The following is a 10,678-nucleotide window of genomic DNA, read 5'->3' as shown; positions in this document are numbered from 1 at the left end:
CGCGTCGCTGGTCTCGCATCGCTTCACAACCTCCGATAGACGAGTCCCGCGTCGGCGGCGACGTCTTCGTCGACCGTGCCGGTCACGTCGATCAGTGCGGGATCGTCGGTGAGTTTGCCCGCCACCGCCTCGAGGTCCAGTTGTTCGAACTCCTCGTGGGGCGTCGCGAGCATGACGGCGTCGAAGTCCTCGAACGAGAGTTGCTCCTGGACTTCGATACCGAACGATTCCTGGGCTGCATCATCGTCCGCGAATGGGTCGAACCCCTCGACATCGATGTCGTACTCCTGGAGTTCGTCGATGACGTTGCCGATCTTTGAACTTCGAATGTCCCCGACGCCCGGTTTATACGCCAGCCCCAACACTAGAACGCGACTCTCGCGGAGCGTCTTGTGACACTGGTTGAGCGCCTTGATCGTCAGCTCTGCGATGTGGTCGGGCACCGACTCGTTGACCTGCCGGCTCGTTTGCATGAGCTCGGGGTCGAACCCTTCCCGGGCCGATCGGTACGCGAAGAAGTACGGATCGACCGGAATACAGTGGCCGCCGACCAGCCCTGGCCGGTAGTCATGGAAGTTCCACTTCGTTCCTGCGGCCTCGAGGACGGCTTGTCCGTCGACATCCATATTGTCGAGTGCCATCGAGAGCTCGTTGACGAACGCGATGTTGAGGTCCCGCTGGGCGTTCTCGACGACCTTGCAGGCTTCAGCGACCTCGATCGACGGAGCACGATGGACGCCTGCGTCGACGACCGCCTCGTACAGCGTCGCCACGTCCTCAAGGACCGTCTCGTTCTGTGCGCTGACGACTTTGACGACGTCCTCGAGGCCGTGTTCCTCGTCGCCCGGCGTGGCGCGTTCCGGAGAGTAGCCGACGAAGAAGTCCGTGCCCGCAGTCAGTCCGGACGCGTCTTCGAGCGCCGGAACGAGTGTCTCGCGCGTCGTGCCCGGGTAGACCGTTGACTCAAGGACGACCGTCGTTCCGGGATCCATCTTCGAACCGACGGTGGTCGCCGCGCTCTCGACGTAGCCGAGATCCGGCTGATCGTCGTCGTCGATCGGTGTGGGAACGGCGATGATGACGTAGTCGGCCTCACCGATCTCGGTCGCGTCGGTCGTATATGAGATGTCACCGTTCTGGATCGCGTCGTCGGAGAGGTCGCCGGTCGTGTCGACACCCTCTTGGAGTCGACCTACTGTCACGTCGTCGACATCGTATCCGATAACGCGGTAGTTCGACTGGGCGAACCCGACTGCGAGCGGGAGACCGACGTATCCCAGTCCGACGACACAGATCGTCGCCGCACGCGTCGACTGCGCGTTCGAGTGCTCGAGGGCAGTCCCGCCACGGCTACTCGATTTTCGTGCGTGCTGGTCGCTCTCCCGATCGTCGGCTCGCGTCTCCGTGTCGCTGATTATCGTGGTCATGGGTGATGCGTTGTCGCTGACCCGTCACACAACGCGTGCAACGGTGACTTCGGAATTGGTGCACCCGCAATTCGCGGGGCGTCCCGTAGAATCGACAAGTCGGTTGAGGGGGTTTACTATACCTCGAATAAACCAGTGCGGAAGCAACAACGAGCGGACACCGGCAGTCGGGAACGCTGCTGACGGATTTAGCGGGTCGGGAGTCGGTTGCCCGATAGAGCGCTTAGAACGTTGTTAAACTCACTTATACTGCTCTATAATGAAGGGGGCGTGGGTCGGAATATCCGATGCGGTCGGCGAGGTCACGATGCTCGTGACTCGGTCTCGCACCGACTGCACAGAACCGCGAATCATGGTGTCCACGCCTCAGATCGGAGTCAGAGAACGGTTCGCATCGATTCATAGCACCGTCTCGATCGACACGGTTCCGGCTTCGATACAGCGGTACGACGTCCATGCGGTCGCATCGGGACCGGCCGTTCCACAGATTAGCGACCGGTCCGGTGGATCGTTGTCTGGGGTACAACTGCTACGAGTGACGTCGTTCTGGGAATCGGCCCTGATCGCGGTTCTCTTCCTGTTAATCAGCGGACTCGTCGGTCTCCGAATGGCCGACGTGCTATCGGATCGCGATATCGGCATTTCGTCGCTCCTGCCGGTGCCGGATACGGGAGATGACGGAGATGACTCGGATCACGCACGAACTAACAACCATGGAGTGTACGAGTCGTATCTCTCACCGGAAACGCCACCACAACTCCTGAGCGACGAAGGAAAAGTAGTCCGGCTCCTTGTCGCGAATCACGGCCAGATTCGCCAGCATCGGATCACCGAAGAGACCGGGTGGTCGAAGTCGAAAGTGAGCCGGATCTGCTCGCAGATGCACACCAACGGCACGATCGAGAAGCAATCAGTCGGTCGAGAGAATGTCATCACACTGGCCGATCGAACGCCGAGCCGAGAGGGAGAGTCGGACGAAGTCGATAATCCCCTGCCGTAGGCACGTACCAGACCCTGTTCTCACCAACAGTCACACCTCTCCCCGTTTTCACCCACCAGTCACCCAACCGAGGCCGATCCGAATTCCGTCCGCGACGGCCTCTGTCCTGACGCCCCGTCTTGTACTCGAGACCACCGTCGGAGCGACAGTTCGGATCGGGGAAGGGAGCAGTCACGGCGGCCAGCAGTTTTGTCCCGACACGATGTAATTGACGTTGCTGACCAAACTATGTCTCGTTCCGATAGCCGGAACCGGACGACAGCCAGGGTATGTCGGGATCTCAACCCGGGTTAGACTGAAATAGATGATTTCGAGAAAGGAATGCGGGATTATACGGCCGATAGATTCCGTCGTATTCGCAGTACTGACTTATTCGTGCTATAGTAATGGCCGCTGTCACACGTGATGAGAGTGAAGCCCCGGCCGTCGCCAGTACTGGCGGACGGGGTCGGAGATACCAATGACACGAACCAGTACTGCAGTTCAGGCAGCGGTCTCGAACAGGCCCGAAACGACCGACGCGACCATCGTCACCCACGTCGCACGGCGTTTGTCCGATGGGACACCGTGGTCGACGGCCGCTGCTCAGGAGGTGATGTGCTGATGTGCGGTATTATCGCCCGTATCGGCCACGGAAGCGCGGCGGAGACGCTCCTCTCGGGCCTCGAGAATCTCGAGTACCGCGGCTACGACTCGGCGGGGATCGCCGTCCAGAACGGATCGGGCGTCAAGGTCCACAAGACGTCTGGCGAAGTGTCCGACCTCAAATCGTCGCTCGATAGCGACCCGCACGGAAACATGGGGATCGGCCACACCCGCTGGAGCACGCACGGGCCACCGACCGACGAGAACGCCCATCCGCATACGGACACGGCGGGTGACGTGGCGGTCGTCCACAACGGCGTCATTGACAACTACGACGAGCTCAGGACGGAGCTCACGGCGAAGGGCCACGAGTTCGAGAGCGACACCGATACAGAGGTCATCCCGCATCTCATCGACGACTACCTGGCGACGACCGATGACACCGAACAGGCGGTCCGCAAGGCCGTCGATACGCTCAAGGGGAGTTACGCAATCGCCGCAATCGTCGACGGCGAGGAACGCGTCTACGCGGCACGAAAGGGCTCCCCACTCGTCCTCGGTCTCGACGAGGACGAGTGGTATCTCGCCAGCGACGTGCCGGCGTTCCTCGATCACACCGACGAAGTGATCTACCTCGAGGACGGCGACCTCGTCGTCCTCGAGCCTGATTCCTACCAGATCACTGCGCTTGACGGAACTCCAATCGAGCGATCTGTCGACACCGTCGACTGGGATCCGGAGGACGCAGGGAAAGGCGAGTACGACCACTACATGCTCAAAGAGATCAATACGCAGCCGACAGCCCTCTCGAACACGATTGAGGGCCGAATCGAGGACGGGGACGTCGCCTTCGAGGACCTCCCATCCGGCTCGTTCGACGGTATCGAGTCCGTCCAGTTCGTCGCCTGCGGGACGTCATATCACGCGGCAATGTACGGCGGGCAGTTAGTGCGGGAGGCAGACATGCGGGCCGAAGTCCTCCGCGCGAGCGAGTACGAATCCACGGCCGGGCCAGTCGATGAGACCACGCTCGTCGTCGCAGTTACGCAAAGCGGTGAGACCGCCGACACGCTCGATGCGGTCCGGAAAGCGGCCAATCGTGGCGCGCGGACGCTTGCCGTTACTAACGTGGTCGGCTCGACAGTTGCACGCGAAGCCGACGACGCCGTCTACATCCGCGCCGGCCCGGAGGTCGGCGTCGCGGCGACGAAGACCTACTCCTCGCAGGCAGTCACGCTCGCCCTGCTCACCCAGCGCGTCGCCGGAGACGTTCCGAATGCGACTCCCGTCGAGGACCGAGCATCGATGCTTGAGGCGCTCACGGATCTCCCACAGCACGTCGAGACCGTCCTCGAGACGGGGCAGGCGGAGACGCTCGCCCGGGACATGCTCGACAGTAATTCGTACTTCTTCATCGGTCACGGGCTCGGGCACTCGGTGGCGCTCGAAGGCGCGTTGAAGTTCAAGGAGATCACCTACGAGCACGCAGAAGGGTTCGCCGCCGGGGAACTCAAACACGGTCCGCTCGCTCTCGTGACCGAGGAGACACCCGTGTTCGCGGTCGCGACTGGCGGTGACGACGACGACAAGACGAAGACGAACGCGATCGAGGCCCAGTCTCGCGGTGCGCCGATCGTCGCCGTCGGACCGGACGAGCAGCCCCTCACCGACGTCGCCGACGCACACCTGTCGGTCCCTGAAACCCATCCCGTCTGGGCAGGCTTGCTCGCGAACGTCCAACTCCAGTTGCTCTCCTACTACGCTGCAAAGCAACTCGACCGTCCGATCGACAAACCGCGTAACCTCGCGAAGAGCGTCACGGTCGAATGACTGGCTCACGCTCCGGATAACGCCTTTTCGACGCGTCCGTTCGAAACCGATAGCGTCTGTTCTCGAACCGATAGCGTGAGGACGGTAGTGTGACCCAGTGAACGTGATAGTGTAACCTGGCAACAGTGAGTCACATCTCTCGAGGAGCGAGGGGATCACAGGTGACCGCTCGCTCGTCCGTCTGAGCGACTGAGAGGCGACAGCAGCGGTCACGCGCACTCGGAACACCGAGCCGGTCATGTACACCTGGAACGCCGAGCACCGAACGTCGTCACCTGCGACCGTCCGCAGCGGGACAAACGATGCTCGACGTACTTGCGGTCCGAATATCGAGGCGACGGAAGGGAACGATCCTTGATCCCTGCTCGCACCGCTCTTCGAGCGCGTCAGTGGCCTCCGTAACTACGCTGAGGCCGGCGTGTCACGTGCCGAGTGCAGATGTCATACCTCTCGAGCGGTCGCGAAGATAAGTTGCTCGTGACGTCATATCCCGGTCGGTCACGGGCGATCCCTCGAGACGGATCGGGGCGCTCGTTGGCACCGCCCCTATGTTGTTTCCTGCCACCGATGTCCAGCGAACACGGTCATCGATGGTCTCGACAGGTGATCAGAAAACCCTGCGTCGCGTTCGAAACCCTGATCACCGAACGAGGTGCCAGCGGTGTCTCTGCTAGCACGAGAACGGGTTCGGAGTCACGTCGACGCTCGAGCAGGCAGTCGGTCGACGAACCCGAGGGTACGAACCACTTTGAGAGCCGATGAAAACGAGCGGCAAAACGCGACTGGACCGAACCGCCTCTAGCCGTCAGTCGTCTCGTACGTCACGCGCTGTCTTGTGTCGCCATCGACTTCGATGGTCTGTTCGTCCGACTCGTTCCCGTCCACGGTCACGGTGAACGAGTACTCGCCGTTCTCGCGCTCGAAGTCAACCTCGCCGTCCTGGTCGACGGATTTCTTCTCTTTCCCCTGAAACAGCGATTGCTGCTCGAGCGCAACGGTCGCATTATCGAGCGGGTTGCCGTTCTGGTCTTCCACGATGAACGTCACCGGGTTGCTGTCGTCGTTCGAGCCGCCACCACCAAAGCCACCGCCTCCCGAGCTGTCGTCTTCTTCCTCGAGCGTCAGCGTGAGCGACTTGTCACTGCCATCGATCTCGACGCTGTCTTCCGCGGACTGGTATCCGTCCGCATTCGCGGAAACACTGTAGTTACCGTTCTCGACCTCCCATTTGACCTCGCCGTTTCCGCCGGTCGTTTTCTCATCGCTGAAGGGCTCATCGTGGCTGACGTCGGCCCCTTCGATCGTGTTGCCGTCCTGGTCTTCTACAGTCACGGTCAACGTGTGCGGTCCGTCATCGCCGTTGCTGCTGTTTTCTTCACTGTCGCTGCTGTTTCCGTCGTTACCACCGTCGCTGTCATCTCCGTCCGTACCGCCGCCATCAGTATCGCCATCACTGCTATCTCCATTCGTATCGCCGTCACCATCGTCGCTATTGCTGCCATCTCCGCCGTCATTGTTGCTATCACCGCCGCCATCGCTGTTGTCTCCGCCGTCAGTGGTGCTACCATCGCCGCTATCGCCACTATCGCCGCTGGTATCCTCGGTTTCGTTCCCACTGCCAGCGTCCGCAGCGTCGCCATCCGACGAATCAATATCGTCGTCAGCCGGTTGGTCTGAGTCGTCAAATCGATCAGTGACTGACCCGATGGCGCTGCTGACGGAGGCTCCGCTCGCAGCGAGTACTAACCCGGCCAGCAGGAATACGATGCCACTGACGGTGAGCAGAATCTGGACGCCGCTTTGAATCGATCGGGTCTCCGTCTGCTGTTCTTGGACATTACGACGCATAATTGTGAATTGTAATTCGTTGTCGATTTACGTGCGCGCCGTCTCGTCTCCGTCCGATACTGCCGCTTTCGGTCGGGTTGCGATCGACTGGCTGGCGGTCTCTCTGCTCTCGGTCTCGGACGCTACTGTCGTAAACGCCATGTCGTCCGGCGGCTCTCGAGGCAAGAACCGACTCGAGGTGCGCTGCTGGCCACACTGCCTGCAGCGTTCGGTCACCCACGAGTTCGATCGGTCACAGACGAGTCTTTTCATTACGCGGCTATTTCGCTGTTTGGCGGTTCACTATACGGACGATAAAATCGTTCCAGTACCGGAAACCGTCTGCGACGGCGATCACAGTTCGAGCACGAGAGCGGGATATCGCGCTCGTTATACGGCGTCTATAGTGGGAGAAACAGCGGGAAACACTCCTGATGTGTGAAAATGACGGCTCTCGAGAATTCACTTTCTGTGATAGTCTCTCAAAGCGAGAGGAGTCGAAGCGCTACCATGATTTCTCTCAACCTGTGGGTATCGACTGCCGGACACCGTGGATGCCATCGCTGATGGGCGAGAGGAACAGTTACCGTACCGTTCGGACGGGATAGTGACTCGCAGGGAGATGGTTCAATAGGGAGATCGGCTCCCCAATCAGGCGTGCAGTAACACTAGTTTATCCTATCTAGCGGGGGACCGCCAGTCACCGCTTGGCAAGTCGTAAAGCTGATTTTGGCCGCTCATACGGCCCGTTGATCCATCGCCGAACGTTCGGTCTTCGGGCGGATTTCGAGAGCGGAGCGTGAACAGTCGACGCGCTTTTTCAGTGTTCCCGCAGTACGCTCGATTGAAAGAGCCATGAGTGGATCCACAACGAACGACCCAGCAACCGGTGAATCGCACGCCCGCGACCAAGGTGAGCCGGACGGCCAGAAGTGGCTGAGCGGCTTCGTTTCGCTGATCGGTCTGTGGCTGGCCGTCTCGCCGTTCGTCTACGAGCCGGCGCAGTCCATGCTGTGGAACAACCTGCTGGTCGGCAGTGCGATCTTCCTGCTGGCGGGGTACAACTACTACCGGATCAACAACGCCTATCCGACCAGTACCGGCGTGATGTCGCTCGTCGCCCTGCTCGCGCTGTGGATGGCCGTCTCCCACTTCGCGATCGCCGGCCAGTTCGCGATCAGCGGCCTCGAGGTCGCCGGTACGGGACTGACCTCGAGCAACATCGTCTCGGGACTCGTCGCCGCGGCGCTATCGGCGTACATCGCCTACGCCGCCGGCCGCGATGTCCCGCGGGAGACGGCCGCCGGAACGCGATAGCGATCGCTCCGCGATCGCATTTTCTCGTCACTGCCCGTCTCGATCAGGGATACCGCTCGGACGCTGCGTCCGACGTGCGTCGCTCGAGCAGGTCGAGGACGGGCTCACTCGCGGCCAGTCGAATCCCCACCTTGGTGAGCCGGTCCCGTATCGCGCCGGGAACGAGCGTACCATACAGCGAGCCGATCAGGGGCACCGGACCCACGCGATAGTGCGTATCGGGGGTCGGAACGGTTGCGGCCTCCCGAATCGTCGCGGCGACTCGTTCGGGGTCGTTGACGAACGGACCGCCGCCTTCGACGGCGCGGAGTCGCCGGAGAACGCGATAGAGATCGGTGTACCCCGTGGGACTGACGACGGTCACCTTCCTGTTCGTGCCGCCCCGATTCGCGTCCGTCGCTCCAGTGCCGGTGTCGGATTGTGCCTCTGCTCGTGTGGCTGCGGCCGCGTCGTCGACCGCCGTCACGGTGCGGTCATAGAACGGTGTCCGAACGATTCCGGGTTGCACAACGACGACGTCGACACCCGAACCGGTCAGCTCCTGTCGGAGGGCATCACTCAGACTCGCCATCGCCCACTTTGACGCGGTGTAACAGCCGATCCCGGCGAGCGCGAGCCGATCCGCGGCGCTGGTAACGGTGATAATCCGACCGTCACCGCGCTTGCGCATCCCCGGAAGCACCGCTCGAATCAGTCGATGCGGCCCGAAACAGTGGACGGCAAACTGCCGCTCGAGCAGCCTCGTCGGGACGTCTTCGACCGGGCCGAACTGTCCGTAGCCCGCGTTATTGACGAGGCAATCGACGCCGCCGGCCTCGTCGCGAATTCGCTCGACGACGCGGTCGATATCGTCGGGCTCGGTCAGGTCCAGCGCCGCGATGTCGGCCCCGCGGTCGGCCAGTCGCTCGAGGCCGTCCCGGTCGCGGTCTCGAGCGGTCGCGTAGACCTGCCAGTCCGCAGCAAGCAGCGCGCGTGCCGTTTCATAGCCGATGCCGGACGAGCAGCCGGTCACGAGTGCGGTTGTCGGCATGGGTCGTGCTACGATGGCACCAAAGAAGACAGTCCCCAGTTATCAGACCCGGCGAGTGTTACGGCCAGCGATGGTTCCGGTCGCGACAGGTGGCCAGCGCGGGCCGGCGGGCGGAACGGTCAGCCCTCGAATGGATCGGTATCGTCTGGCGGTCCTCGTTCGACATCATCTGGCGGCCCTCGTTCGATGTCATCCGGCGGACCCGGCTCGACATCTTCCGGCGGCTCTCGCTCATCGTCTTCCGGTGAGTCGCGGTCGCTCGCTGCCGAGTCGTCCGCATCGCCGATCAGTCCGGCGTCCTCGAGTGTTCGTTCCAGTTCATCGAGTTCGGAGTCGTCGCCCGCGTCGTCGGATTCGTCCGATCCAGCGGGTTCGTCGGGCCCAGCGGGCCCGTCTGGTTCAGTGGGCTCAACCGGTTCCTCGGCGTCGTCTGGCGACGATCGGGCAGAATCGTCCGGCGGGTCGTCGTCTTCGTCGGGGTCGTCATCCGCGGACAGTCCGGAATCGGTTGACGGCTCCGGGCCCGCTGACGGTTCCGTCGGAGTGCTATCGTCATCATCGGGAGACGAGTCGTCGGTATCAGTTTCGGTGTCGGTCGCGTTGTCGCGCTCGCGTTCGTCAGTCGTCACGTTCGGTTCGGCGGTCGACGCGTCGTCGTTCTCTACCGCAGTGGCGGACGAATCCGTCTCATCCGCCTGCAAGTCCGGGGCGAAGACCACCGTGAGGGCCCCGAACGCGAGCAGGACGGCCACGATGGTGAGAAGCAGCGCGAACGCCGATGGGAGGTCGTCTCGAAGGCGGGACATTCGACGGATTGACCGTAGACGACCCGCCCGCTTTGTTAATCTCAACACACAGTGGAACGAAATGACACTCGTCGGCTGATATGGGACCACTTCCGATAGTATCGGTTCGATTCGGACTCCGACGAGGACGCCGAAGATCCGGCTTCCGTCCTCGAGATGTCCCCTACACGCCGAGCACGCTCCACACGGGCCACGTCCGAAACTACGCGGTCACCGACGCCTACGACCGGTCTCGGCGGTGCCGGTGTGGCCACGGCCGAGTGGCTGCGCCGACGAACCGACGGTTGGATGTGGACGACAGTCGGTCCGGCCGAACTGTTCCGACCCGCCGTCTCACTACTCGTACTCGCGTCCGCGGGCGACGACGTGCTCGGCGGGAATCCGAACGATGACGCGCGGTTCGTCCTCCTCGTCATGGTGGGGGTACTCCTCGACGTCGAGGTATTGTCGGGCCAACTCGTCGGCGTGATCGTTGGCCCCGTCCTCCGAGAGCGTTGCGTGGCCGCGAACGGACACGTAGCGGTATGGATCGTCGGGATCGACGATCGAAATCGAGACCTCCGGGTTCGTTCGAATATTTCGCTCCTTGGTGCGGCCGCGGAGCGTGTTTATCAGCACGGCCTCCCCGTCGTCGTGGTCGACCCAGACAGGACTGCTGTGCGGGTGGCCGTCTGAATCGTTCGTCGCAAGGTGGCCGAACGCTTGTTTCTCGAGAATGTCGCGGTGCGATTCGGGGACTCGCCCGCTGTGTGTTTCGAAAGCTCCCATCAGCACTGATAAGCGACGGAACCAGTTTTGGCCTTTCGATATGAGCGACCCCCGCATATCGAAATCCTACTCGAGGAGCCGCGACGAT

At 62.0% G+C, this 10,678-nt stretch carries 10 protein-coding genes; 4 read left to right on the top strand and 6 right to left on the bottom strand.

Annotated features, from left to right (window positions below):
- Window positions 1–23: 23 nt before the first annotated feature.
- Window positions 24–1,427: a nucleotide sugar dehydrogenase gene (locus K6I40_RS14220; RefSeq protein ID WP_222919697.1), complete on the bottom strand. Its 1,404-nt coding sequence runs from the start codon at window positions 1,425–1,427 to the stop codon at window positions 24–26.
- A gap of 352 nt (window positions 1,428–1,779) precedes the next feature.
- Between K6I40_RS14220 and K6I40_RS14215 the strand changes: the two genes are divergently transcribed.
- The 3 genes from K6I40_RS14215 (at window position 1,780) to glmS (ending at window position 4,842) form a co-directional block, all read left to right on the top strand.
- The gene (locus K6I40_RS14215; protein ID WP_222919696.1) at window positions 1,780–2,427 is read left to right on the top strand and encodes a MarR family transcriptional regulator; all 648 of its coding nucleotides are present in this window, start codon (window positions 1,780–1,782) and stop codon (window positions 2,425–2,427) included.
- A 460-nt stretch (window positions 2,428–2,887) separates the two neighbouring features.
- Window positions 2,888–3,031, top strand: coding sequence for a hypothetical protein (locus tag K6I40_RS14210; protein ID WP_222919695.1), 144 nt, complete (start codon window positions 2,888–2,890; stop codon window positions 3,029–3,031).
- Window positions 3,031–4,842, top strand: a complete 1,812-nt coding sequence (gene glmS, locus K6I40_RS14205) for a glutamine--fructose-6-phosphate transaminase (isomerizing) (protein ID WP_222919694.1) — start codon at window positions 3,031–3,033, stop codon at window positions 4,840–4,842. The genes K6I40_RS14210 and glmS overlap by 1 nt, the downstream gene beginning before the upstream one ends.
- A gap of 798 nt (window positions 4,843–5,640) precedes the next feature.
- Here glmS and K6I40_RS14200 read toward each other — a convergent pair.
- Window positions 5,641–6,690, bottom strand: coding sequence for a carboxypeptidase regulatory-like domain-containing protein (locus tag K6I40_RS14200; RefSeq protein WP_222919693.1), 1,050 nt, complete (start codon window positions 6,688–6,690; stop codon window positions 5,641–5,643).
- A gap of 27 nt (window positions 6,691–6,717) precedes the next feature.
- Entirely contained in the window at window positions 6,718–6,942 is a 225-nt protein-coding gene (locus K6I40_RS14195; RefSeq protein WP_222919692.1) for a hypothetical protein, read from the bottom strand.
- A gap of 582 nt (window positions 6,943–7,524) precedes the next feature.
- Between K6I40_RS14195 and K6I40_RS14190 the strand changes: the two genes are divergently transcribed.
- A complete protein-coding gene (locus tag K6I40_RS14190) occupies window positions 7,525–7,986 on the top strand; it encodes an SPW repeat protein (RefSeq protein ID WP_222919691.1) in 462 nt (153 codons plus the stop codon).
- Between the two features lie 43 nt (window positions 7,987–8,029).
- On the opposite strand, the gene K6I40_RS14185 is transcribed toward K6I40_RS14190, so the two are convergent.
- From K6I40_RS14185 to K6I40_RS14175, 3 genes are all read right to left on the bottom strand, one after another.
- Window positions 8,030–9,016: an SDR family oxidoreductase gene (locus tag K6I40_RS14185; protein ID WP_222919689.1), complete on the bottom strand. Its 987-nt coding sequence runs from the start codon at window positions 9,014–9,016 to the stop codon at window positions 8,030–8,032.
- A gap of 119 nt (window positions 9,017–9,135) precedes the next feature.
- Window positions 9,136–9,822, bottom strand: coding sequence for a cell surface protein (locus tag K6I40_RS14180; RefSeq protein ID WP_222919687.1), 687 nt, complete (start codon window positions 9,820–9,822; stop codon window positions 9,136–9,138).
- 336 nt (window positions 9,823–10,158) lie between these two features.
- A complete protein-coding gene (locus tag K6I40_RS14175; protein WP_222919686.1) occupies window positions 10,159–10,590 on the bottom strand; it encodes a PPOX class F420-dependent oxidoreductase in 432 nt (143 codons plus the stop codon).
- Window positions 10,591–10,678 lie beyond the last annotated feature (88 nt).

Source organism: Natrinema sp. SYSU A 869, assembly GCF_019879105.1.
Lineage (GTDB): Archaea > Halobacteriota > Halobacteria > Halobacteriales > Natrialbaceae > Natrinema.
This window is presented reverse-complemented; position numbering and strand designations above follow the sequence as displayed.

Coding starts and splice junctions, on each gene's coding strand:
- K6I40_RS14220 (WP_222919697.1), bottom strand. CDS start 1,427: ATGACCACGATAATCAGCGACACGGAGACGCGAGCCGACGATCGGGAG.
- K6I40_RS14215 (WP_222919696.1), top strand. CDS start 1,780: ATGGTGTCCACGCCTCAGATCGGAGTCAGAGAACGGTTCGCATCGATT.
- K6I40_RS14210 (WP_222919695.1), top strand. CDS start 2,888: ATGACACGAACCAGTACTGCAGTTCAGGCAGCGGTCTCGAACAGGCCC.
- glmS (WP_222919694.1), top strand. CDS start 3,031: ATGTGCGGTATTATCGCCCGTATCGGCCACGGAAGCGCGGCGGAGACG.
- K6I40_RS14200 (WP_222919693.1), bottom strand. CDS start 6,690: ATGCGTCGTAATGTCCAAGAACAGCAGACGGAGACCCGATCGATTCAA.
- K6I40_RS14195 (WP_222919692.1), bottom strand. CDS start 6,942: ATGAAAAGACTCGTCTGTGACCGATCGAACTCGTGGGTGACCGAACGC.
- K6I40_RS14190 (WP_222919691.1), top strand. CDS start 7,525: ATGAGTGGATCCACAACGAACGACCCAGCAACCGGTGAATCGCACGCC.
- K6I40_RS14185 (WP_222919689.1), bottom strand. CDS start 9,016: ATGCCGACAACCGCACTCGTGACCGGCTGCTCGTCCGGCATCGGCTAT.
- K6I40_RS14180 (WP_222919687.1), bottom strand. CDS start 9,822: ATGTCCCGCCTTCGAGACGACCTCCCATCGGCGTTCGCGCTGCTTCTC.
- K6I40_RS14175 (WP_222919686.1), bottom strand. CDS start 10,590: ATGGGAGCTTTCGAAACACACAGCGGGCGAGTCCCCGAATCGCACCGC.